This is a genomic window from Psychroserpens ponticola, assembly GCF_023556315.2.
Lineage (GTDB): Bacteria > Bacteroidota > Bacteroidia > Flavobacteriales > Flavobacteriaceae > Psychroserpens > Psychroserpens ponticola.
The window spans coordinates 2,879,468-2,905,149 of record NZ_CP116221.1; the positions used below are offsets into that span (position 1 = coordinate 2,879,468).

General features: G+C 31.9%; 21 protein-coding genes. 10 read left to right on the plus strand and 11 right to left on the minus strand.

Annotated elements, in window-relative coordinates; translation table 11 throughout:
- Positions 1-4: 4 nt before the first annotated feature.
- From MUN68_RS12835 to MUN68_RS12845, 3 genes are all read right to left on the minus strand, one after another.
- Positions 5-1,111 carry a glycosyltransferase family 2 protein gene (locus MUN68_RS12835; RefSeq protein ID WP_249995951.1) on the minus strand — a complete coding sequence of 369 codons (1,107 nt, stop codon included), beginning with the start codon at positions 1,109-1,111 and terminating at the stop codon, positions 5-7.
- A gap of 4 nt (positions 1,112-1,115) precedes the next feature.
- A complete protein-coding gene (gene recR, locus MUN68_RS12840) occupies positions 1,116-1,733 on the minus strand; it encodes a recombination mediator RecR (protein ID WP_249995952.1) in 618 nt (205 codons plus the stop codon).
- 82 nt (positions 1,734-1,815) lie between these two features.
- The gene (locus tag MUN68_RS12845) at positions 1,816-4,797 is read right to left on the minus strand and encodes a T9SS type A sorting domain-containing protein (RefSeq protein ID WP_249995953.1); all 2,982 of its coding nucleotides are present in this window, start codon (positions 4,795-4,797) and stop codon (positions 1,816-1,818) included.
- Between the two features lie 159 nt (positions 4,798-4,956).
- Between MUN68_RS12845 and MUN68_RS12850 the strand changes: the two genes are divergently transcribed.
- Complete coding sequence (locus tag MUN68_RS12850) at positions 4,957-6,429, plus strand: sodium:solute symporter (RefSeq protein ID WP_249995955.1); 1,473 nt, start codon at positions 4,957-4,959, stop codon at positions 6,427-6,429.
- Here the strand turns inward: MUN68_RS12850 and MUN68_RS12855 are convergent.
- The gene (locus tag MUN68_RS12855) at positions 6,416-6,775 is read right to left on the minus strand and encodes a CoA-binding protein (RefSeq protein ID WP_249995956.1); all 360 of its coding nucleotides are present in this window, start codon (positions 6,773-6,775) and stop codon (positions 6,416-6,418) included. The genes MUN68_RS12850 and MUN68_RS12855 overlap by 14 nt on opposite strands.
- Positions 6,776-6,936: 161 nt before the next feature.
- Between MUN68_RS12855 and MUN68_RS12860 the strand changes: the two genes are divergently transcribed.
- The gene (locus MUN68_RS12860; protein ID WP_249995958.1) at positions 6,937-9,423 is read left to right on the plus strand and encodes an outer membrane beta-barrel family protein; all 2,487 of its coding nucleotides are present in this window, start codon (positions 6,937-6,939) and stop codon (positions 9,421-9,423) included.
- Between the two features lie 451 nt (positions 9,424-9,874).
- Here MUN68_RS12860 and MUN68_RS12865 read toward each other — a convergent pair whose 3' ends face one another.
- A complete protein-coding gene (locus tag MUN68_RS12865; RefSeq protein WP_249995959.1) occupies positions 9,875-10,885 on the minus strand; it encodes a 3-oxoacyl-ACP synthase III family protein in 1,011 nt (336 codons plus the stop codon).
- A gap of 186 nt (positions 10,886-11,071) precedes the next feature.
- Between MUN68_RS12865 and htpG the strand changes: the two genes are divergently transcribed.
- From htpG to MUN68_RS12895, 6 genes are all read left to right on the plus strand, one after another.
- On the plus strand, positions 11,072-12,982 hold the full coding sequence (htpG, locus tag MUN68_RS12870; RefSeq protein ID WP_249995961.1) for a molecular chaperone HtpG: 1,911 nt from the start codon (positions 11,072-11,074) through the stop codon (positions 12,980-12,982).
- 192 nt (positions 12,983-13,174) lie between these two features.
- Positions 13,175-13,846 (plus strand): carboxypeptidase-like regulatory domain-containing protein, encoded by a 672-nt coding sequence (locus MUN68_RS12875; protein WP_249995962.1) that lies wholly within the window; start codon positions 13,175-13,177, stop codon positions 13,844-13,846.
- Positions 13,847-13,856: 10 nt separating this feature from the next.
- Entirely contained in the window at positions 13,857-14,861 is a 1,005-nt protein-coding gene (locus MUN68_RS12880) for a transglutaminase domain-containing protein (RefSeq protein ID WP_249995963.1), read from the plus strand.
- A gap of 136 nt (positions 14,862-14,997) precedes the next feature.
- Positions 14,998-15,582, plus strand: coding sequence for a Crp/Fnr family transcriptional regulator (locus MUN68_RS12885; protein WP_249995964.1), 585 nt, complete (start codon positions 14,998-15,000; stop codon positions 15,580-15,582).
- Positions 15,583-15,827: 245 nt separating this feature from the next.
- Complete coding sequence (locus MUN68_RS12890; RefSeq protein ID WP_249995965.1) at positions 15,828-17,486, plus strand: serine hydrolase; 1,659 nt, start codon at positions 15,828-15,830, stop codon at positions 17,484-17,486.
- Between the two features lie 9 nt (positions 17,487-17,495).
- Positions 17,496-17,966, plus strand: a complete 471-nt coding sequence (locus MUN68_RS12895) for a DinB family protein (RefSeq protein ID WP_249995966.1) — start codon at positions 17,496-17,498, stop codon at positions 17,964-17,966.
- Here the strand turns inward: MUN68_RS12895 and MUN68_RS12900 are convergent.
- The 4 genes from MUN68_RS12900 to MUN68_RS12915 all read right to left on the minus strand — a co-directional run bounded on the left by MUN68_RS12900 (position 17,963) and on the right by MUN68_RS12915 (position 21,265).
- Positions 17,963-18,685, minus strand: coding sequence for a uracil-DNA glycosylase family protein (locus MUN68_RS12900; protein WP_249995967.1), 723 nt, complete (start codon positions 18,683-18,685; stop codon positions 17,963-17,965). The two genes, MUN68_RS12895 and MUN68_RS12900, sit on opposite strands and share 4 nt — an antisense overlap.
- Positions 18,686-18,689: 4 nt before the next feature.
- Positions 18,690-19,448 carry a peroxide stress protein YaaA gene (gene yaaA, locus MUN68_RS12905; RefSeq protein WP_249995968.1) on the minus strand — a complete coding sequence of 253 codons (759 nt, stop codon included), beginning with the start codon at positions 19,446-19,448 and terminating at the stop codon, positions 18,690-18,692.
- A 217-nt stretch (positions 19,449-19,665) separates the two neighbouring features.
- Positions 19,666-20,700: an RluA family pseudouridine synthase gene (locus tag MUN68_RS12910; protein ID WP_249995969.1), complete on the minus strand. Its 1,035-nt coding sequence runs from the start codon at positions 20,698-20,700 to the stop codon at positions 19,666-19,668.
- Positions 20,701-20,713: 13 nt separating this feature from the next.
- Entirely contained in the window at positions 20,714-21,265 is a 552-nt protein-coding gene (locus tag MUN68_RS12915) for a PASTA domain-containing protein (RefSeq protein WP_249995970.1), read from the minus strand.
- Between the two features lie 121 nt (positions 21,266-21,386).
- Here MUN68_RS12915 and MUN68_RS12920 point away from each other — a divergent pair, with 121 nt between their 5' ends.
- A complete protein-coding gene (locus MUN68_RS12920) occupies positions 21,387-22,361 on the plus strand; it encodes a D-alanine--D-alanine ligase (RefSeq protein ID WP_249995971.1) in 975 nt (324 codons plus the stop codon).
- 237 nt (positions 22,362-22,598) lie between these two features.
- Complete coding sequence (coaD, locus tag MUN68_RS12925) at positions 22,599-23,054, plus strand: pantetheine-phosphate adenylyltransferase (RefSeq protein ID WP_249995972.1); 456 nt, start codon at positions 22,599-22,601, stop codon at positions 23,052-23,054.
- On the opposite strand, the gene MUN68_RS12930 is transcribed toward coaD, so the two are convergent.
- Entirely contained in the window at positions 23,047-23,697 is a 651-nt protein-coding gene (locus MUN68_RS12930; protein ID WP_249995973.1) for a response regulator, read from the minus strand. The two genes, coaD and MUN68_RS12930, sit on opposite strands and share 8 nt — an antisense overlap.
- Positions 23,698-23,778: 81 nt before the next feature.
- Positions 23,779-25,650 (minus strand): tetratricopeptide repeat-containing sensor histidine kinase, encoded by a 1,872-nt coding sequence (locus tag MUN68_RS12935; protein WP_249995974.1) that lies wholly within the window; start codon positions 25,648-25,650, stop codon positions 23,779-23,781.
- Positions 25,651-25,682: the final 32 nt, after the last annotated feature.

Here is a 25,682-nt window from a genome sequence, read left to right on the forward strand (position 1 = left end):
TCAATTAATTATTATTGAGTTGTATAACAGCTCCTCTACTTTTAGAGCTATTACTTCCGATGATAAAGTTAGAATTTTTTGGCAGAATTTTGAAGGTCGCAGTACAATTTTTAGGCGTATTGGATAAGATTTCGATGATTGACTTAAAACTGAGGTGATTATTGTCTAAAATGTATTCTGTATTGTCTTTATAGGATTCTAATTGAGAATACCATTTCACCTCTTGATTTGTGATGCAGCTAATTGAAGAATTATTCTGAGAAGAGATTAATGCATACTGTTTAGGACTAGTTTCAGTAAAAACTGATGTTTTTTGTAAAACTGGTCCTAATTTAATTCCTAACCAGACTAAAGTATCAAAAACAAAATTTGATCTAAAGTGCTTATTGTAAAAAATTTGCATTGCACCATAAAAACGGTTGGCGTAGGTTTGATCTTTAAGCGTACTTTCTCCTTTATAGTGAATTATAGTTGTATTACCATTATAAATGTTATTGTATCCAGCTAGTTCTACTTTATACGATAAATCAATGTCTTCACCATACATAAAATAATCTTCGTCAAACCCTTTAACTTGACTGTAAATGGCTCTTTTCATTATCATAAATGCACCAACGAACACAGGCGAATTCCCGATTCCCGATTCATCAAGGTCTGATACATAATACGATTTTGAGAAGCCCAAAATCTTTTTGATAGCTACTATTGGTCGAGGTACATTTCTTTTACTTTCAGGTAAAAATCGCCCTTGTCCATCTACGAGTCTGCAACCTAAAATCCCGAGATTTGATTGTTGATTGGCAAAATGAAGCAAGGTTTCAAAAGTATCTTCAGCAACTACTGTGTCTGGATTTAAAATACAAATATAGTCGCCTTTTGCTTGAGCAACACCAATATTATTTCCTTTTGAAAAGCCATAGTTTTTTGTATTCTGAATGAGTTTTATCTTCGGAAAGGTGGCTTTTACCATGTCACAACTCTCATCAGAAGACAGATTATCTATCACAATAATTTCAGAATCAATATTGACTAATGCAGCTTCAACACTTTGCAGACATAACTCTAAAAAATGACGAACATTATAGTTTAATATGATTACAGATAACTTCAAAGAATTATGATTTTAGCGAGGTTTCAAAAGGAATTCTATTAATGATACTTCTTCCAAGAGTGATTTCATCTGTATATTCTAATTCATTTCCTACAGAAATTCCTCGAGAAATGGTTGACGTAATCACATTACATTCTTGGATTTGTTTATAAATATAGAAATTAGTTGTATCTCCTTCCATCGTAGAACCAAGTGCAAAAATAAGCTCCTTTACATGTCCTTCTTTAACTTTATCAACTAAAGATTTTATATTTAATTCATTTGGACCGATACCATCCATTGGAGAAATCTTTCCACCTAAAACATGATATAAACCACGAAATGAACTCGTGTTTTCAATAGCCATTACATCTCTTATATCTTCAACCACACAGATGGTATTTGCTACACGATGTGGATTGGCGCAAATTTCACAAAGATCTGTATCACTAATATTATGGCAACTTTTACAAAATTTAATTTTGCTTCGCATAGCATTTAAAGAATCAGCAAGGTTCAATGTTTGAGATTCTGGCTGACGCAATAAATGAAGTACCAAACGCAATGCAGTTCGCTTACCAACTCCAGGTAATTGGGACATTTCGTTGACTGCATTTTCAAGTAATTTTGAAGAAAATTCCATAAGTGCGAAATTACAATTTAATATGAAGCTAATAAAGCCACTTTCAAATTGAAAATGGCTTTATACTATGTTACATTAAAATTTACTCTATAATAAGTTTTTTAGTGACTACTCCATTTAAACTGTTAACAGCTACGAAGTATACTCCTGAATTAAATTGAGAAGTATCAATTTTAAAAGGATCTATCAAGCTTTGTTCTTTAGTATAAAACATAAGTTTTCCTAATGAATTATACACCTTAATCGCTACTTTTTCACCTTTATTCCAAGATAAACTGAATTGATTTTTTGCAGGATTAGGAAACATTGAAATACTATTCAGTTCAAAATCATCTACACTTAGAGTATCATCGAAAAGATCAGAACTCCAGAGTCCACGACCATAGGTGGCAGCATAGAGTTTGTTATCTGCTGTATTAATTTCAAGTTCACTAATAATAACATTAGGAAGATTATTACTAAATGGCTGCCATTCAGTAAAGGTATCATTAATATAAAACACACCATAATTCATTCCTAAATATAGGCCATTATTAGCGCTATGATCCCAAACTAGTGCACGTGCACTAAAACCAGGTAAATTCAATAATAAGGCATCCCAAGTCGTCCCTCCATTTGAAGACACAAAGACTTTACTAGCATCTGTAGTTGCAATAGCAATTTTATCTGGATCTGTAGGATGTATTGCGATAGAATTAATAGAACCACTAAATCCTGATAATTGACTCCAAGTACCAAGTATACCACCAGATTCCGTTTTATATAGATTACTTCCTCTAGATGCATACATATATACACTACTACTTGGTGCTATTTTTAAATGATCTAGGTTACCTCCAAAATCTTGCGAAATTGAGATCCAATCATTACCTCCATTAGTAGATTTATACACTTCGTCATACCCAACATAAATCACATTTTGCTGTATTGGATCTTGTTCAAAAGGCGTAATCCAATTTCCTGTTTTACCTTCAGGAGAAGCTATCCAAGAAGAATTAACACCTCCGTTAAATGATTTATAAAGGGTTCCTGATTGTGAAGTTCCGTATATGATATCAGCATCGTTTTTATCAACAAATGCTTCCATACCATCAGCTCCAAGCCAATCTCTCCAAACACCATCAGCACCTAACACAGAAGACCCATTATCTTGTGAACCTCCAGAAACTACAACTGGATCAGTCTGGCTAATTCCAATTCTATAAAATTGTCTTATTGATAATCCTGATGTTAAATCTCTATAATAAGAACTTGTTACATTGAGAGGATCATCAGCAACATAAATACCTCCATCAGTACCAGTATACAATTTGTACCCATCCGTTGGGTTCCCAACAAACTCCATAATATCAATATCTGCATGATTGTAGCCTATATTTTGATTTGCCGCATTTCCTGGCACCCATTGCGATGTGATATTAAAATTAACACCACCATCTGTAGAACGCCAAGATAGCACACCTGCTATATGTACATCCATAGCATTTTGAGGATGAACTACAACATCCATATCTCTTGGTGCTTGTCCACTATCATCATCTGCAAAAGAACTATAACCAAAGTAATTTTTACCTGCATGATCCAATTCTGTAAATGTGTTTCCACTATCTGTTGATTTATGAAAACCTCCAAATATTCCACCTGAAGCTTCAAGTACATAAACAACAGAAGGATCTTGTGGAGACACACCAATCATTTTTGGTCCATTAGAAAATGAATTTGATAAACTTTCGAAGCCATCTTCAAAAACAGTCCCAATTGTAGGATCTTTAACAGACACATCATCAAGAGTTAACCCTCTACCATAATTAGCTGTCCCTTCAAAAGCAATATAATAATCGGCAGTTGCATTTGGTAGGTTTAGAACAATATCAGTCCACGCATTTGATTCTGCTGTATAATTAGCTAGTTCAACCCAATTTCCAGTTGCAGAAGTTTTATACAACACTCTTAATGTATCTAGATCTCCTTCCCAATTAACATTAGTATATGAAAAATTTAATTCTGGATTAGAAGCTCCCGAAAGGTTTAAGACTGGTGAAACTAAATTTGTTATTGGTGATGTAAAGTTGCTTACATAACATATAGCCATTCCAACTCCAGTTCTCGCTGTAACTGAATTATCTTGATTAGCTCCTGTTGTAGACCAATTATTTGAACCTAAAACGTATTCTTGACTCCATTGCGTCAATGTTTCTGGAGCTCCAAATGTTGCTCCTCCATCTGTAGATATGAAGAATTCATTTCCAGAGGCATAAATTGTATTGGTATCACCAGGTTTAAATTCTATGTCATAGCCATTTGTTGCGCTACTATTAATTATTGTCCAATTAAGTCCTGTATCTACAGATTTATATAATCCTCCACCTTCTACAGAAGCATACATTTTAGTTGTATTGGTCGGATCTATGAGAATTTTGTTCACTGTTCCACTACCTGTATCAGAATAAAAGTTCCAAGTCGTACCAGAATCTGTAGACCTAAAAATTGTTCCACCAGTAGAACCCCAAAAATATGTAGATGTATTTGTAGGATCCATAGCTAGTGCGCTCACATTAAGATTAGATAGATTATCTGTAAGCACTGTCCAATTTGCACCTCCATCAACTGATCTCCAAACTCCACCTGTATTAGCGCCGACAATCATATGATTTGGGTTTGCGGGTTCTACAGCAACTGAAGTCACACGACCAACACCAGGATTCCATCCTGAAGTTTGATTCCAATAATCTGGACCTAAGGCTTGCCAAGTACCAACAGCTGTTCTAGCTGCTCCAAAATTTTGATTCAAATAGCTATTATAATTTATTAATTCGTTGTAATAGAACTCAGGAGTTGGTAACATTCCATTTTCATCCATATCTTGCAGAGCTTGATATTCCCAACGTTTGAATGGCTTATACCCTTTTCCACGTTCGGTACCAACTTCTGCAAAATAAGCTTCAGCACTTTGTTGAATTTCTTGCACAGTGTAAGTTCCCTTAGCAATCATTTGTCTATATTCTTGAGACCAAGAAGTACTAACAGATACTAAAAAAATAAGGAGGAGATAATAATTTTTCATTTTAAATAATTTTGGGTAAACTATAAAAACTTAAAATAAATAGACATACTTTCTATCCACTAGAAAACAGATTTATAATAATAAATTACTTAATATTGTTTACAATTTTTTTTTGTAAATATACAGTTTTCAATAAAAACATCTGTTAAAACCCTAAACATGTCGACGAACAGCATTATTTTACTCATCCTTGCCTATTTTGGCGTGCTTGTTTTAATTTCATATTTCACAGGAAAAGAAGATTCTAATGAGGCCTTTTTCAAGGCTAACAAATCTGCTCCTTGGTATTTAGTTGCCTTTGGAATGATTGGAGCTTCGCTATCAGGCGTCACGTTTATTTCTGTTCCTGGAGCTGTTGAAGTAAAGCAGTTTGGCTATTTTCAAGTTGTATTGGGTTACTTTTTTGGATACCTCATTATAGCTTATGTTTTACTACCTCTGTATTACAAAATGAATTTAACTTCTATTTACACATATCTTAAAGAGCGATTTGGCAATATCAGTTATAAAACTGGATCCATTGCATTTTTAATATCTAGAACTGTTGGTGCAGCTTTTAGGTTATTTTTAGTTGCTAAAGTCTTACAATTACTCATTTTTGATCATATATATATTTATGAAGGCCAACCAATCCCATTTCCTATAACCGTTATGATTACCATAGCATTGATATGGCTTTACACATTTAGAGGCGGAATTAAAACCATCATATTTACAGATACGCTTCAAACACTATTCATGTTAGTTTCAGTTGTTGTTACTATATCTTTTTTAGCTAGTGCTTTAGATTTAAATAGTATTTCAGATATCTATACCAATGTTGCTGATAACAAACTTAGTAAAGTCTTCTTTTTTGGTGATGGGAATGATCCACAATACTTTTTTAAGAGCTTTTTTGCTGGTATATTTATAACTATTACAATGACTGGTTTAGACCAAGATATGATGCAAAAAAACTTAACCTGTAGAAACCTTAAGGATGCTCAAAAAAACATGGTGAGTTTTAGTGTGATTTTGGTTTTTGTTAATATCTTGTTTTTAACTTTAGGCTTACTTTTAACACAATATGCAGAGCAATATGGTATTACAGCAAAAAAAGATGATTTATTCCCAACCATAGCCATGTTACCAGAAATTGGAATTGCTACTTCCGCTTTCTTTTTACTAGGTTTAATTGCAGCGGCTTATAGCAGTGCTGATAGTGCACTTACGTCATTAACAACTTCATTTTGTATTGATATTATTGAATTAGATAAGAAACCTAAACAAGACCAGAAAAGAGTCCGCAAACAAATTCACATACTATTTAGTTTTATTTTAGTCATTGTAATTGTGCTATTTGATTTATTATTTAAAGACGTCTCTGTTATTTGGGAATTATTTAAAGCAGCTGGTTACACTTACGGCCCTTTACTTGGATTATTTGCTTTTGGAATATTGACAAAAAAGCATATTAAAGATCGTTATGTCTGGATTATTGCTATTGTCGCACCACTACTTTCCTACTTTATCAATTTGTACTCAGAAGAATTACTTAATGGTTACAAAATTGGTTTTGAGATTTTAATCGTTAATGGTTTATTGACCTTTTTGGGCTTACTATTTATAACCAAGAAAACTAGTATTGATTAGTTCCTAATAAGACTAAAGTACATGCTTCTTCAAAGAAGATATTGTTTTGCTTTAATACATTTTGAAATTCAAGATTTTCAGTTCCTGGATTAAAAATTACACGCTTTGGTTGTAATGACATAATGTAATCATAAAAGGCTTTTTGACGTTCAGGGTTTAAATAGAGTGTCACTGTATGCACATCTTTATAAGGCATTAAATTAATATCTATTTCAACACCTGAAACAGTCCCTTCACGCAAGCCAAATGCAACCACTTCATAATTATTGCTCACTAATCTATTAATCGCAATATTAGAATAACGCTCTAGTTTTAATGATGCTCCAATAACTAATGTCTTTTTCATCTTACTGTTTTTTTTTATAGCTGGTTAATTCAATCAAACTCCTAGATTTTGTTAAAAAGGTGTTAAGTAATGTTAAAAGCAGTAACACAATTCAAAAATAAACGTCTATGTGGTAACAACCTATTCTGAAAAGAATAATTTATAACTCAATCAATCAAAAAATGAAAAAAATCACACTTCTGTGTATGCTATTACTTTCTACATTAGCTTATGCAAACCCAACTGAAAACATCAAAGCAAGAGAAGGCACTATCTCAGGCCGTGTTATTGATGCTTCACTAAACGAACCGTTACCTTATGTAAATGTTATTATAACAGATTCAGAAAACAATACAATTACTGGAGGAATAACTCAAGACGACGGTACTTTCGAAATCGAAAAAATACCTGAAGGCACTGTCACACTTAGTGTACAGTATATTGGTTTTAAAACAACCACAAAAACACTATTAATTGGAAAAGGCAACTACAACATTAAAGTTGGAGATGTTTTTCTTGAAGAAGACGTTGCTAGTTTAGATGAAGTTACTGTTATTGCAGAAGTTTCAACAATACAACAAAAAGTAGATCGAAAAGTCATTACAATTGGTAAAGATTTAGCAGCTAGCGGAACAGCCTCAGAAATCATGGTAGGAATTCCATCTGTTAGTATAGATGCACAAACTGGAGATATTAGTTTAAGAGGAAATCAAAACGTACGTGTAATGGTTGACGGAAAATTATCAAATATCCCAACGGCACAATTACTAAAACAAATTCCTTCAACAGCTATTAAATCTATCGAATTAATAACTAATCCTTCAGCAAAATATAATCCAGAAGGCATGAGTGGTATTATAAATATTGTTTTGCATAAAAATACAATGATCGGTTTTAATGGTAATATAAATGTTGGACTTAGTAAAGAGCGTGAAGCAAAATTCAACAGTGCTTTAAACTTAAACTACAGAAATGGAAAGTTCAATTTTTTTGGTAACTATAGTAATAACTTTTCAAAAAACAGAAACAGAGGTAATGTTGAAAGGCCTGAAAACAACTCTGAACAAATTTTTAGTTTTTTAGACAAACGTAAAAATCATCAATACAAATTAGGTGTCGACTTTTATCTTAATGATAAAAATACCATTTCAGTTTTTACAAATCAAAATATTACTGATAATAAAACTAAAGGTAGAACTACTGCATTTTTCTATAATGACATGAGTTTTAATCAAGACCAAATATTCACAAATGTAGGAGACAATACCTCTGCGCAATACAACTTTGATTACAAATTGGATTTTGCTAAAGAAGGTTCTAATATTGAATTAGAAGTCGATCACAACATCTACGATGGAGAAAATCCAGTGAATTTTAATCAATTAGCTGGTCCACTTAGCGATTATAAAGATTTCAATAATACGGATAGAGTTAGAACTACAATCAATTTAGATTACGTTAATCCATTATCTGAAAGCACTAAATTAGAAGTTGGAGTTCAAGCGCGTTTATTTAATTCTGAAATCCTATATTCTTCAACAGGTGATTCATTTAATGATATGGGAAATCTAGCACCAACACCTAGCACAGATTTTGATTACACTAGAGATATTTACTCTGCTTACGGAACCTATAGTAAGAAGTTTGAAAAATGGACTTACCAAGTTGGACTTAGAGTTGAAAACGTAAATATTGACGCTGTTGCACTACAGAAAGATGTCCTTACTAATGCAATTACAGAAATCAAATTTGATAATGAATATGTTGAAGTATATCCTTCGGCATTTTTCACCTACACACCTTCTGAAAAAAACTCATACCAATTAAGCTATAGTAGAAGGGTTGATCGACCAGGAATTGGACAAGTAAACCCAATAAAAGAGTTTAGTACGCCTTTAATTTCAGCATTTGGAAATCAACAACTAGAACCACAATTTACCAATTCATTAGAAGTGAATTACACAAGAACACTTAATAACAGAAAAGGTAGCATCACTGCTGGCGTATTTTATCGTGCAATTTCAGACGAAATTAATAGAGCTTTATTTATAGACCGAAGCGATGTTAACTCTGGTCGAGTTATATTAACTCATGATAACTTTGACGATACATCAGCATATGGAATTGAAGTGTCAACAAACTATAGACCAACTAAATGGTGGAGCATTAATGGTAGTTTTGATTTCTACTCTCAAACTCAAAAAGGTATCGCCGAAAATTTTAGAGATGGTGTAAGTATTGAAACAGCTACAACGAACGATATAGAAACAAATATTACTGAAGTTGATAATATTGCATGGAATTTTAGAATGTTTAACAATTTTAAAGTCAATCAAAAATTAGCATTTACGGCCTTCGGTTTCTATAGAGGTGAAAACAAAACCTTACAATTTAATGTTAAACCAATGTATTTTGTAAACCTTGGGATGCGTTACAGTTTCTTAGAAGATAACAGAGCAACATTTAGCTTTAGCTATAATGATGTATTTGATACTATGAAATTTGGGTTTGAAGGAGAGAGACCATTTCCTCAAATTGGTGAATTTAACTGGGAAAGCAATACTTGGAATATTAGCTTAAATTACAGATTTGGAGGCGGAAAGTATCGTGCAAAATCTCGTAAAAACAGAGATAACAATGAAAAATCAGGAAGTGGAGGTTTTTTATAAAACATGCCTAAATAAAAGTACATTTAATAGCCTGCGTAATAGTTGATGGTTAGTGTTAAGTTTGGTTATTAAATGCTAAAGCCCGAAGTTCAAAAGCTTCGGGCTTTTTTATAGAGTTATGTTAAATTTTGATAATCAATGTAATGCATTAGATTTTAGTACGACAAAATCTAAACAACATAGGTTTGAGATTCTAAATTAGCCCTATATAATTACAAAGTTTTAAAATTGATTAATAGCAGATTGTCCGTAGGTTATACTTACGGACTTTTTTTGTGTTAATTAACGTTAAAAGTGAAATTTAATATAATAAAAGTGAAATTTTAGCGTCTAAGTATATGTGATAAGTTTTAAAGTTAATCAGTTTAACATATCACTAGTTATAGTTTTAGTGTTTAGTGAAATTGGTTAATAGCGAGGAAATCCGGAACTGAAAAGTTTCGGATTTTTTTTACCATTTTATAATCACACTTCCCCAAGTAAAACCACTACCAAAAGCAGCCAACACAACCATATCACCTTCTTTTATTTTACCTTCCTGCCAAGCTTCAGTTAATGCAATAGGAATAGAAGCTGCAGTTGTGTTTCCGTATTTCTGAATATTATTAAAGACTTGATGATCTTCTAATTTAAATCTGCGTTGTATAAATTGTGCAATACGTAAATTGGCTTGATGCGGAATTAACATATCAATATCATCAACTTGTAAGTTGTTTTTTTCTAAGCCTTCATTTATGACTTCACTAAATCGAACGACTGCATTTTTAAATACAAATTGTCCGTTCATATGTGGATAATAACTTTCGTCATTTGGATCGTTATCTTCAAGGATGTCATTCACCCAACGTTTACCCATACCTGGAGCAATTAACACCAATTCTTCAGCATGTTCTCCTTGTGAGTGTAAATGTGTTGATAAAATTCCTTTAGTATTATCTTCTTCTCGTGTTAAAACTGCAGCTCCTGCTCCATCACCAAAAATGACAGTCACTCCTCTTCCACGAGTAGTTTTATCCATTCCATGAGAATGTAACTCACTACCAATAACTAAAATATTTTTATACATTCCTGTTTTGATAAAATTGTCGGCTACAGAAAGTGCATACACAAAACCAGAACATTGATTACGAACATCTAAAGCACCAACTGTTTTAATATCTAATGCATGTTGAACTTGCACACCAGGACCAGGAAAATACATGTCTGGACTTAAAGTCGCAAAAATGATAAAATCGATGTCATCCTTATCTAAACCTGAACGTTCAATAGCAACTTTAGCGGCTTTCACTCCCATTCCGGCAGTTGTATCATCAGAACCTTTCACTGCCCAACGTCGCTCTTGAATCCCAGTTCGTTCTTGAATCCACTCGTCATTCGTATCCATCATTTTGGATAAATCATCATTGGTAACTACATTGTCAGGAACGTAATGTCCTAAACCTATTATTTTGGAATTGTACATAATAAAATTTAGTATTAAATAAGTATCGCAATTTAACTATTTAAGACCTACTTTTTTTTAAACTGAAACCCAATCGTTATGCATGCATAATATTTTAAAAAATGTCAGTTTGTCACATTATTAGTCTTGGTACTTTTTTTGTCATTACATGAACATCACAATAATCATAATAAAAATACATATATCATGACAAAAGGAAACATTAATGTATCGGTAGAAAATATATTTCCGCTCATTAAAAAATTCTTGTATAGCGATCACGAAATCTTTTTACGTGAGCTTATTAGTAATGCAACGGATGCCACACTAAAACTAAAACACTTAACGAGTATTGGTGAATCTAAAACTGAATATGGTAATCCGAAAATTGAAGTAAAGATTGACAAAGAAGGTAAAAAGCTTCACATCATCGATCAAGGTTTAGGCATGACTGCTGAAGAAGTTGAAAAATACATCAACCAAGTTGCGTTTTCTGGAGCTGAAGAGTTTTTAGATCAATATAAAGATGCGGCTAAAGATTCTGGAATTATTGGTCATTTCGGACTAGGATTCTATTCTGCTTTTATGGTTGCTGAAAAAGTTGAAATCTTAACAAAGTCTCATAAAGATGAACCAGCTGCACATTGGACTTGTGATGGTTCTCCAGAATTCACATTAGAAGCGTCTGATAAAACAGAAAGAGGTACAGAAATCATTTTACATATTGCTGAAGATTCAACAGAATTCTTAGAAGAAGGAAGAATAAGCGAGTTATTATTAAAGTATAACAAGTTTATGCCTGTTGCCATAAAATTTGGAACAAAAGAAGTAAACGATCCAGATTTCACACCACAAACCACAACAGATGCTGAAGGCAAAGAAACTACTGAGCCTCACAAACAAATTACAGTTGATAACATCATCAATAATCCAAATCCAGCTTGGACAAAACAGCCTACCGAATTAGAAGGTGATGATTATAAAAATTTCTATAGAGAATTGTATCCAGCACAATTTGAAGAGCCTTTGTTTAATATTCATTTAAATGTTGATTATCCATTTAATCTTACTGGAATCTTGTATTTCCCTAAGATGACGAATGATTTGAATATGCAAAAGGACAAAATTCAATTGTATCAAAATCAGGTTTTTGTAACGGATAATGTAGAAGGCATCGTGCCAGAATTCTTAACCATGTTAAGAGGTGTCATTGATTCGCCAGATATTCCGTTAAATGTATCGCGTTCATATTTACAAGCTGATGGAGCAGTAAAGAAAATTTCATCTTACATCACTCGTAAAGTAGCAGATAAATTGAAATCGTTATTCAATTCTAATCGTGAAGATTTTGAAGCGAAATGGGACGATATCAAAATCGTTATTGAATACGGAATGCTTTCCGAAGAAAAATTCTTTGAAAAAGCTGATGCATTTACTTTATACCCAACTGTAGATGGTAAATTCTTCACGTATGAAGAATTATTCAACAAAATAAAAGCGAAGCAAACCGACAAAGATGACAAACTTGTTATTTTATATGCTTCAGATAAAGATGCTCAACATTCATATATTGAGTCTGCTAAAGCTAAAGGTTACGAAGTTTTAATGCTCGATTCTCCAATTGTATCGCATTTAATTCAGAAATTAGAAACGACTAAAGAAAATATTTCTTTTGCACGTGTTGATGGTGATCACATTGATAACCTCATCAAAAAGGACGAGACTGCAATTTCTAAACTTTCCGAAGAAGAAAAGACAACTTTAGACGCTTTATTGAAGGAAACGATTCCGCAGGAAAAATTTTCTGTGCAATTAGAAGTTATGGATAGTGATGAATCTCCATTTATTATCACACAACCAGAGTTTATGCGTCGAATGAAAGAGATGCAACAAACTGGTGGTGGCGGAATGAATATGTTTGGCAACATGCCAGAAATGTATAACTTAATTGTGAATACAAATTCTGAATTGGTTAGCGACATATTAAATACGAAGACGAAGAAAAAACAAGAACGTTTAATTACGCAAAGTTTAGATTTAGCACGTTTATCTCAAGGCCTTTTAAAAGGTGAAGAGTTGACTAACTTTATCAAACGCAGTTATGATATGATTAAATAAGTTTGTCATTCCGCACTTGATGCAGAATCTAAATAACCAAAACCACTTTGTTAATTCAAGGTGGTTTTTTTTGTTTAAACTCGTCAAACATTAAGTTTCACTCATTAGAAAGCATCATTAACTAAATCTCTATTTTATAAAAACTTATAGTTTTCTAGGTTTGAGGTATAATAACACTTAAACCTTAATATTATGAAAAATCAACTTAGCTTAAACATTCAAACGCCTTGTTCAGAAAATTTTAATCAATTTAAAGCGACTGAAAAAGGTGGATTTTGTACTTCTTGTGAAAAGGAAGTCATTGATTTCACAACGATGAACTCAGAAGAAATTATCTTCTATTTTAAAAATAAAAGCAACAATAACACTTGCGGAAAGTTTAAAAACAATCAGTTAAAAACCTATTACAACAAACCTAATCAAGCAAAAAAACTTAGTTTTTTTGGAGGTATTGGTTTGGCTTGTCTAACTCTATTTTCGTTTGGAACACTTCAAGCTCAAGACACTAAAAAAGAAACTGATAATAAAACTTCAAAAGTCACCATTAAAAACAACATTTTTGTTAAAGGAACTGTATCTGAACACAATTTACCAATGATAGGAGTTAATGTGGTTTTAGAAGGCACAAATATTGGTACTACAACCGATTTTGACGGCAATTTTGAGTTCCCTGAATTGCTAAAAAAAGGGGATGTATTGGTTTTTAGCATCCTTGGTATGGACACTCAAAAAGTCACTATTACTGATGAAAGTTCAGCTTCAAATATTGTACTTAAAGTAGACATGGATATGACAGAAATTGTACTTATGGGAAAAGTTGCTGTAAAAGAAGTATACTCCTCTAAAAAAACAGATAATCACTAGAGTTTTCAATATGAAACGCATCCTATTATTTATAATTTTCATTTGCAATATAATCAATGCTCAACGATCAGATTTTAATACTATCGACTTTACAAGAGCAGACAATATTGCAGAACTTAACGCAAATTCAAGTCTAAATAATTTACCAGCTCTTGCGTATAAACTAACTTCAAAGCTTCCTACTGAGGTTGAAAAATTTAGAGCAATTTACACTTGGGTTTGCAATAATATCGTTGGAGACCCAAGCCAGCATAATACAGTTTCTAGTATGAGAAGAAAACTAAAAAATGACAGTATTGCTTTTATGAATTGGAACAACGATTTTAGAAAACAAGCTTTTAAAAAGCTATTGAAACAGAAAAAAACAATGTGCACAGGCTATGCCTATTTAATAAAAGAATTATGTTATTTGTCAGGTATAGAAAGTGAAATTATAGATGGTTATGCTAGATCTGTGGATTCAAATGTAGAAAAACTTGAAGACCCTAATCATTCGTGGACTGCAGTTAATTTAAATAACAAATGGTATTTATGTGATGCAACGTGGTCTAGTGGTTATATGATTTCAGAATCTCTCTTTGTAAAAGAATATAATGGAGGTTATTTTCTAGCTGAACCTGTATTATTTGCAAAAAGTCATTATCCATTACAAAAAAAATGGCTCTTAGATGACACTTTAATTCAAGAAGATTTTGTTGCAGGACCATTAGTTTATGGAGAAACTTTTATCCAAAACATTATTCCTTTTAGTCCTAAAAAAATGAATATTCAAATTAAAAAAAACACTGAGATTAACTTTAGTTTAAAATCTTTAAAACAAATCTCAAACAAAAATATATCTCTAATAAAGTTGTCTAATCAAAATGAAAAAGTCTTGGAAATTTATGATATTAAATCTGAGAACGGATGGATTCAGTTCAAACACCAATTTAAACATAGAGGTCAACATGATGTGCATTTAAAAATCAATAATGATATTGTTGCAACTTATACCATAAATGTAACTAAATCCTAAAGCTGCCCTATTTATTCAAGTTGGTTTTTCCTATTAAAACATACAGATTAGCTAATTTTTAAAGAGAATAACGACGTTAATACAATCATTCAAAAGGTTATGCGTATCTTATATTTTAAATTAGTTATTTCAAATCATGCGTACAGACAATTCAAAAATCAAAGAGATTTTTAAAGACCTACCTTTTTCTGATGAACAAATTAAGGTAATAGAATCTGTATTTCATAAAGTGAACTTTAAAAAAGGAAATACAATCCTTATAGCCAACGACAAAGTCGAATATCAATATTATATTTTAAGTGGCTGCTTAAGAGCCTACCATACTGATAAACAAGGTAAAGAATATACTGTTCAATTCGGAATTAAAGATTGGTGGATTAGTGATTATACTGCATTTTTTTCAGATTCAAAAGCAATTATGACTATTGAAGTTATTCAAGATGCAACTTTGTATCGAATCTCAAAAGATGATAAAGAAAAACTCTATAGTCAAATTCCAGCGATAGAAAATTTTTTCAGAATAAAACTAGAGCGTGCATTTGCAGCATTTCAAAAACGGATACTTTCTAATTTATCACAAACTGCTACTGAACGTTATTCAAACTTCATAAAAACCTATCCTAACATCGAAAAATTAGTAAAAAACTATCACATTGCTTCATATTTAGGTATTACTACCGAAAGCCTGAGTAGAATAAGAAAAGATTTGTCTCAAAATTAAATTTCTTATCATACATCAATTTTTTTAACTACTGATTATCATATATTTGCATCTTGATTTAAAAACACATTACCTTTATAAATCCCTATGATTAATAGCAAAAAAGCGCGAGTAGAAATACTTGCGCTTTTTTTATGCTATTTTTCAACTCATAGATTAAAATCACTGCAAGTTTTTGTAACTCATTTCAAATTCAATCGTCAAACATAAAAGTATTAACTTTAATCAATCAAAAATCAATCACTATGTCAATCAATTCTCTATTTTCGAAACTAACTTTAGTTTGTGCATTTTTACTTCTTTCTGTATCCAGTTTCGCACAAAATCTTGAAGAAAATATCACTAATTTCATTAACGAAGAAAATTTCAACACAGCGTCTCCTGGACTATCAATTTTAGTGGCAAAAGATGGCAAAACTATTTATTCTAAAGGTTTCGGCATGGCAGATCTAGAAAACAATATCAAAGCAGAACCTAAACATGTTTATGAAATTGGTTCTATCACCAAACAATTCACTTCAGTGAGTATTTTAATGTTAGAAGAACAAGGTAAATTAAATGTAAGTGATGAGATTACTAAATATATTGAAGACTATCCAACTCAAGGCAAAACAATAACAATTCATCATTTATTAAACCATACATCTGGCATTAAAAGTTATACCAATATGCAAAGTTTCATGAAACATGCTAGAACAGATATGACTCCAGTAGAACTTATAGATCTGTTTAAAAACGAACCTATGGAATTTGATCCTGGAACTCAATATAATTATAACAATTCTGGTTACATCCTTTTAGGTCATATCATTGAAGTTGTTACAGGAGAAAGTTATGCCAACTTTGTTAAAACCAATATTTTTGATAAACTAGGAATGACTAATTCTTATTATGGAAGCATGACGCAGTTAATTCCAAATCGGGCTCGTGGTTATTCTGAAACAGATTCCGGTTTTCAAAATGCAAATTATTTGAGCATGACTATACCATATGCAGCTGGTTCAATTATGTCTACAACCGAAGATTTATTAAAGTGGCAAAATGCCATCAGTGCTAATACTTTAATTTCAAAAAGCTTTTTAGACAAAGCAATTAATGGCTCAAAATTGAATAATGGTGAAGACATTCCTTACGGCTATGGTTGGGTAAAAGGTAACGTAAAAGGATCAATAACATATGAACATTCTGGAGGCATATTTGGTTATTCTACTAATGGCATTTTTCTTCCTGAAGAAAACATATATATCATCGGCTTAACCAATTGTGATTGTGGAAATGTAAGTGCAATAACAACAAATGTAGCAGCTATTGCCTTAGGAAAACCATTTCCGAAGAAGGAAGATGCTATAACTTTAAATGAACAACAACTTAATCAATATGTTGGTGCATATAAATTTGAAGGTGACGTAATTCGACATGTTACGCTAAAAGACAATCAATTATTTAGTCAAAGAGAAGGTAGCATAAATCTTGAAATCTATCCGATGACAGCAACAAACTTTATTTTTGATGGTGGTAATACATCTTATGATTTTTATACTAAAAATGGAAAACGCATGGCTAAGTTTACAACCAGTGGAAATACTATTATTGGTCATGGTATAGACAAAGCGCCTCCAGCAGAACGTCAAGAAATCACACTTCCAACTGAAATTTTGTCTCAATATATAGGTAAGTACGAATTACAACCTACATTTATTATTTCAATCGTTGTTAGAGAAAATCGTTTATTTGCACAAGCTACTGGTCAGCCAGAATTTGAAATATTTGCAACAGAAAAAGATCAATTCTTTTTAAAAGCTGTGCCTGCTGAAGTCACCTTTAATAGAACGACTAATGGAACTGTTGAAAGTTTAACATTAAAACAAGGAGGTCAAGAAATGCCTGCAAAAAAAATTGAATAATTTATTAGTATGGAATCTTCAAAACAACTAGCACAACGATTTAGAGAACTGTTTTTAAATGGAAAGTGGATTGCGAATACCAACTATCAAGAACTGCTGTCTAATGTTACTAGGCAACAAGCCATTCAAAAAATTAGTTCACTTAATACGATTGCAATTTTAACCTTTCATATCAATTATTATGTGGAAGGTGTTTTACAAGTTTTAGAAGGTGGCTCATTAGATATTAAAGACAAATATAGTTTTGATGCTCCTGAAATTAAATCGGAAGATGATTGGAACACCTTAAAACTGCAACTTTTTGCAAATACTGAAGCATTTGCAACACACATCGAGTCTATGACTAAAAATCAATTAGAATCTACTTTTGTTGATGAAAAATATGGTTCTTACAGAAGAAATATTGAAGGCTTAATTGAGCATAGCTATTATCATTTTGGCCAACTATCATTGATTAAAAAAATGGTTAATAACAATTAAATAAACTCACGATATTGCATCACACGAAAATCGAAGGTATTAAAACCTGAATTTTTAGCTTTTAATTGCTTGTATAATGGCAAGCGACTTATTGAAATATTAGCAGCTCCAGAACCTGAAGTTAATGACACTGTTCTTATTATTCGTTTGTCATTCCGAAATGAGCGTGGTGATTGAGGAGTCTCATTATTAGATTCTTCACTTCGTTCTAAATGACAATCTAGAACAAACTGATGAATTCTTGGAACTTCATTAGAAACAGTTTCTAATTTGATATTGTAATCTTTAATATGTTTTCTGAAAAAATATTCTGGTCCGTTTTTACTATTTCCTCCCGTAAATAATATAGTATCAATATTAGAATACTCTTTTAGGTACTTAATAATATTACGAAGTTTTATATTTTTCATTCCTAAATCTGAAGCGTCAACTTTTTCACGCTCAGCACTTTCTACAATATCGCAAACTCCTATATTATGTTTTACAAGGAAGTCTTTTCGTTCATCAATTGCTTCTTGAGAATTATCATATCGCAACTTTAAATTATGAATTTTATCAATAAATAACCAAAGTGAATTATAATAGCTTCCGTAACAGAAATTAACGTCTTTTTCTAAAAGTTCACCTGTTGAAAAACGAGGAGGTGGCAATGTGCCGACGATTAATTTTGTAGTATCAGATTTTATAAATGGTTGGTATGGATGCTTGTGTAAAAACAAATGACTACCTCGTAAATACTAATTCTTTCTCTGAAGACAAGGCTTCAGTAAACCTATATTTATCATAATCAAATCCTTTAATATCATCTATAGTTTTAGCATTAGTATCAATAATATATCGTGCCATTAAACCTCTAGCTAATTTTGAAAAAATGGCTATGGTTTTATAATTTCCGTTTTTTAATTCCTGAAACTTGATATGGATCACTGGCACTTTTAATGCCTTTATATCAATCGCTTTAAAATATTCGTTACTAGCTAGATTTAAGAAAATCTCGTCATCCTCTAATTCATTATTTAAGGCTTCAGTAACTTGCTTTCTCCAAAACTCATATAAGTTTTTCTTTTTACCAACAGGAAATTTAGTTCCCATTTCTAATCGGTAAGGCTGCATTAAATCTAAAGGTTTCAACACGCCATATAATCCAGTCAACACACGTACTGTATCTTGAAGTTGATCTAATTTATCAGTTTTAATTGTATATGCATCTAATCCTCGATAGACATCGCCATTAAAAGCATAAACTGCTTGTCTAGCATTATCTTTAGTAAACGGCAAACTCCAGGCTTGATTACGTTCGTAATTTAACTGACCTAAATTATCAGAAATATGCATCAACTTAGATAAGCTCTTAGCAGATTTTTTTTTAAGCAACTTATTTAAACGTTCAGCTTGACCTAAAAACAAGGCTTCTGTTGTTTTCGTTGTTGGTAATTTACTTTCGAAGTCTAATGATTTTGCTGGAGATAATACGAGTTTCATCTATTAAAATATTTTACTTCAAATTTACAACACAATGGTTGACTTGTCAACTCTAATGTTTCAAATATTTCTATTTAGTAATAACTAAAATTTATAGTTACACAGCTGCGTTAAGGATGGAGCAATTGTTGGAGCTCTATAGACTTTTTGTCTAGAAGCGACTTGCGAGAGCCTGACCTTTTAATGCCACAAAGCATTAAAAGGTAACGCCCAAAACTTATTGCATATGCGTTGCATAATGCCTCCACTTCTCAATACACTGTTGCATATCGTCTGGAATTGGCGAATCAAATCGCATTTGCTCACCAGTTGTTGGATGTACAAATCCTAATGTTCTAGCATGCAAGGCTTGTCTAGGTAATATCTTAAAACAATTATCTACAAACTGTTTGTATTTAGAAAACGTAGTCCCTTTTAAAATACGTTCGCCTCCATAACGTGCATCATTAAAAAGCGTGTGACCAATATGTTTCATGTGCACACGAATTTGATGTGTACGACCCGTTTCAAGTTTACAAGTGACCAATGTGACGTAACCCAAGCGCTCAATGACTTTATAATGTGTTACAGCTGGCTTACCTTTATCTTCATCATCACCTTCAAATACGGTATTTTGTAATCGATTTTTGGGATGACGACCAATATGACCTTCAATAGTCCCTTCATCTTCATCAATATTTCCCCAAACTATGGCTACGTATTCACGCTCACTTGTTTTATTAAAAAACTGTTTAGACAAATGTGTCATGGCTTGTTCGGTCTTTGCAACGACTAGCAATCCACTTGTATCTTTATCGATTCGGTGTACTAATCCAGGACGCTCGCTACTATTATTTGGCAAGTTTTCAAAATGAAAAATAAGAGCGTTTATTAATGTTCCTGAATAATTACCATGACCAGGATGAACAACCATACCAGCCGCTTTATTAACGACTAATAGTTGATCGTCTTCATAGACAACATCTAATGGAAGATCTTCTGGAGTTAGTAAATATTCATAAGGTGGATGCTCTAATAGCACTCGAATTTTATCTAAAGGTTTGACCTTATAATTAGATTTCACTGGAGTTCCATTGACATAAATACTACCATCTTTAGCAGCAGCCTGAATTTTATTACGCGTCGCATTTTCAATACGATTCATCAAATATTTATCGATACGCAAAGGAGTTTGTCCTTTATCGGCAACAAAGGAATGGTGTTCGTATAACTCATCGTCATTGTCACCTGCTGGTTGTGTCGTCGTTGTCATTTTAGTTTGAAGATCATCGGTTTCCATTACCTAAAACAACATCTATTTTAGATGTTAATGGTAATATATCACCAGCTTTTATAGTTTCACCTTTATGTTTAATTGAAAGCACTTCATCTTTTCCAATATCATCTGCATAAGTGACTTTACCAACTTCAAAACCTAATGCCTCTAAAGTTGGTTTAGCTTGACGAAATGTACGTCTAACAATATTAGGCACAGCAACTTTCCTGTAGCCTGATGGATTAAGAATTAAATAAATTTTCCTATGTTCTTTAACCTGACTTCCTGCTTCTGGATACTGTTCAATAACTGAATATTTTGGGTATTTTGGATTAAAATTGGCTGAATCTTGAATTTCCATAGCCAAATCATTATCGTTGAGTTCTATTTTAACGGTTTCAATCGTTTTTCCTTTTAAATCTGGAACCTGAACAAATTCACCATGATTAGTTGTACTTCTTAACCACCACATCATTATAAAAACGAGTACAATTAATGCAACAATAGCCAATGCTAATTGCTTAAAAAATGTTTTGCTAGTTATAAATCGAATAAAACTCATACGTTAATTTACCTGTTGACAAATATATAAAAACGAAAGCGTTTACTTAATGGTTTATTTGGTATTTTAGCTTAACTGAAAATTGTTAAGTTTTATTGTTAGTTAAAACGAATTAAGCACAATGAAAAAAAATGTTGCCATAATCATGGGAGGTTATTCGAGTGAGTATGAAATCTCTCTTAAAAGTGGACAGGTAGTTTACGAATCTCTTGACAAAAATAAATACAATGCACATCGCATTCATATTTTTAAAAACAAATGGATTTTTGTGAATGAGTTGGACGAAGAGTTTTTAGTAGACAAGAATGACTTTTCTGTTCTTGTTAATGAAATAAAAATCAATTTTGATTGCGTTTTCAATGCCATTCATGGCTCTCCAGGTGAAGATGGATTTATGCAAGGGTATTTTGAATTGTTAAATATTCCGCATACTAGTTGTGGCATGTATCAAGCCGCTTTAACTTTTAACAAACGTGATTGTTTAAGTACCTTAAAGCCTTACGGAATAAAAACCGCAGCGTCCTATTTTGTGAATTTAGGAGATGTTGTTGACGAAAATGCTATTGTGAATAAAGTTGGCTTGCCTTGTTTTGTAAAAGCGAATAGAGCTGGAAGTAGTTTCGGAATCACAAAAGTTTACAAGACGGAAGAACTTCAAAATGCATTAGATGTTGCGTTTAAAGAAGATGATGAAGTCATTATCGAATCTTTTTTAGATGGTGTGGAAGTTTCAGTTGGTGTCATCACCTATAAAGGCGAAATAAAAGTGTTGCCTATTACTGAAATTGTTTCTGAAAATGATTTCTTCGATTATAAAGCAAAATACTTAGGACAATCACAAGAAATAACACCTGCTCGTATCACTGAAGTTCAAGCTGAACAAGTAGGCTCTTTAGCAAGAAAGGTTTATGAAGTCTTAAAATTAAAAGGGTTTAGCAGAAGTGAATACATTTTTAAAAATGGAGAACCTCATCTGCTTGAAGTTAATACAGTTCCTGGATTAACAGCGGCAAGTATTTTACCACAACAAGCTGCAGAAGCAGGCATAAGCATGAGTGATTTATTTGAAAATGCAATTGAAGAAGCCCTCAAATAATTATTTAAATCAGTAAATAGTTAAAAACACGTATCATTATGTAGGATTGAGTGCAGTCGAAACCTACATAAATAGACAAATAGTTCTCGACTACGCTCGAACGAATAATAGTGTATACTTTAATAGCACTTATTTTCAAGCAATTGAAATTAATATGGATAGATATTTATCTGCTGAACTCTAAATAATTATATTTGAATCTAGATTAGATAGTAGTTCTACTCTAAAAACAACACTATGAAACGAGCAATATTCCCAGGTTCTTTTGATCCTATAACTCTAGGTCACTACGATATTATAAAAAGAGGTATTAAACTTTTTGATGAAGTTATAGTTGCCATAGGCATCAATTCTGAAAAAAAATATATGTTTTCTCTTGAAGACAGAAAACGTTTTATAGAAGATGCATTTAAAGACCATAGAAAAGTTAAAGTAGTTACTTATGAAGGTTTAACCATCGATTTTTGCAAAGACATTGATGCGCAGTTTATTTTGAGAGGATTAAGAAATCCTGCCGACTTTGAATTCGAAAAAGCCATAGCACACACCAATAGAAAACTCTCAAAGATAGAAACTGTATTTTTATTAACTGCTGCAAAAACATCCTATATTTCATCATCTATTGTGAGAGATGTTATTAGAAATAATGGCGATTACACGGTCTTAGTTCCTGAGAGTGTAAAAATTAAATAAGGTTGTTTCTCTTGGCTTTCTGAACGGCCTCAAGTTTATTATGCACCTGTAGTTTTCGATAAATATTTTCGATATGTTTTCTGACCGTTCCTGTTGAAAGAATTAGGTTTTCAGCAATTTGCACATAATTCAATCCTTTACTCAGATGCTCTAAAACTTCGGTTTCACGTTTGGTTAATTTTATATCTTCTTTGTCTTTTTCATTTTCAATACTCATTGGGTTTCGGAGTAGTTTCAATGTTTTTAAAGCAATTGAAGGATTCATAGCTGCTCCTCCATTTAACGTTTCTACAATGCCATCATGAAGATCTTTTGCATTAATTTCCTTAAGCAAATAACCATCTGCACCAGCTTTTATGGCATTAAATATATTTTCATCATTATCAAATACAGTAAGCATTATGATTTTAATATGAGGATACTTCTGTTTGATAATTCCTGTAGCTTCAATACCATTAAGCACTGGCATTTCAATATCCATTAAAATCAAATCTATATTGTGATTATCTTCAATTTGAGTTAGCAAATCTGAGCCATTCATAGCTGTGATTTTAATAGTAAACTCATCAAAAAAAGAAAGTTTTTCTTTTACCGTTTTTATTAGAAATGTATTGTCGTCTACGATGCCAATTTTAATACTCATATGCTTAGATTTTCAGAATAAAAAGTTACAAAATTCTCTGTGGATTGCTATACGTCATTTGTCGTATTTCAAGAATACTAATTAAACTGTAATTGTAATCGTTGTTCCTTGATTTAGTTTAGACAAGATGATAAGCTCTGCTTTAATTTCTTGAGTTCGTTTTTTCATATTATTAATCCCATTACCCAATTGTGTGTGTTCTAAAACAAACCCTTTTCCATCATCTGTAACATCTACTTTTATTTGTTGGTCATTACAATTAAAATCTATTGTAATATGTTTTGCTTTAGAATATTTAATTGAATTATTAATGGCTTCTTGAATAATTCGATACAAATTCATTCCTTGTAAAGAGCTTAATTTAAAGCGATCAATGTCTGAAATATTTGAATTAAATTCAAACTTAATGTTCTCAGTAGCCAAATCGGCTTTATCTATAAAATTAGAAATTCGTGATTGTAAATCTTCTAAAGTAATTGCATTTTTATTCATTGCCCAAATGGTATCGCGCAATTCATAAATAGTTGTTGTTGTAAACTCACTAATATTTTTAAGTTTATTTGAAAGTTTCTCAGGGATTTTAAATCCGTATTTGAGATTATCTAAAGAAGAGATAATAAACGTGAGCTGTGCACCAATATTATCATGTAAATCTCTAGAAATTCTTAACCTCTGTTCTTGCAACCTATTTTGAGTTTCAATTTTAACCAAGGCATCTTTGAGTTCATTTTCTTTTTGAAGTTGCCTGTTTTTCAATCGTTGTTGGCTATAAAACAAATATCCAAGCAATGTTAATACAGCTGCCAAAACACCAAGTCCTAATAGTTGCGTATTTTTTTCGTTTAGGCTTAAATTTTGTTCCGCTAAATCAGCACGTTGTGATAAAATTTCTTTCTCTTTCTTTTCCGTTTGATATTCAATTTCTAGCTCCGCAATTTTCTCATTGGTTGCAATATTCAGCAAGCTGTCTCTAAAAACAACCATCTCTTTATAATAATTAAGAGCTGTTTTTGTATCGTTTTTAGCTTCGTAATATCTTGAGTAATTATCTAATGCGACTTCAATATCTACAGCGATCTTAGAATTTTCAGCAAAATACATTGCGCTATCTATGTATGTTTTTGTTTCTTTAAGTCTTCCGTTTTCAATAAGCACATTAGCCAAATTATTATAGCTTGCAGAAATGCCAGCCATGTCTCCTATTGACTTCTCTATAGCCAAAGACTTTCTAAAATATACAAGTGCAGAATCAATTTCGTTCATATAATAAAATACAGCACCTACATTATTGACAGATTCGGCAATGCCTTTTTTATCATCAAGTGTTTCTTCAATCTTTAATGAGTATTTAAAATAATCAAGCGCCTGTTCTAAATCACCATCATTAGCATAAATAATTGCGATATTATTATACACTTCAGATATACCTTTTTTATTTTCAATGGTTTCAAAAATAGCCTTAGCCTTAAGATGATACTCGATGGCTTTAGTATTAATCCCATTATAGCTATACACTAATCCAATGCTATTAAATGTCGTTGCTATTTCACTCTTCATTTGCTTGGCTTGATAAATATCTAAGGCTTTTAAATAGTACCTTAAAGCTTCATCATATTTAGCCATGTTTCTGTTTACAACACCTATATTATTGTAAGCAGACGCTTTCAATATAGAATCATTTGTAAGTAAAGCTTCAGATGATAATTGCTTGGCTTTCTCAAAATCGCCTAAGTCTCTGTAAACAATTCCTAAATTATTTTTTGATTGCGCTATCTGAAATTCCTTTTTATTTTTTTCAGAAATTTGAAGTGCTTTTTCTAAAATTAATACTGCTTTTTGAGGGTCATTTTTATATAATGACATCGCAGAATCATTTAGCTGTATAGGATCTTGTTGTGCAAATACCGTTGATTGACAAAAAACAAACAGAAATAGAAAAACGAGATTTTTCATGGATTAGTTGATTAACAGAAAAAAAGATACAA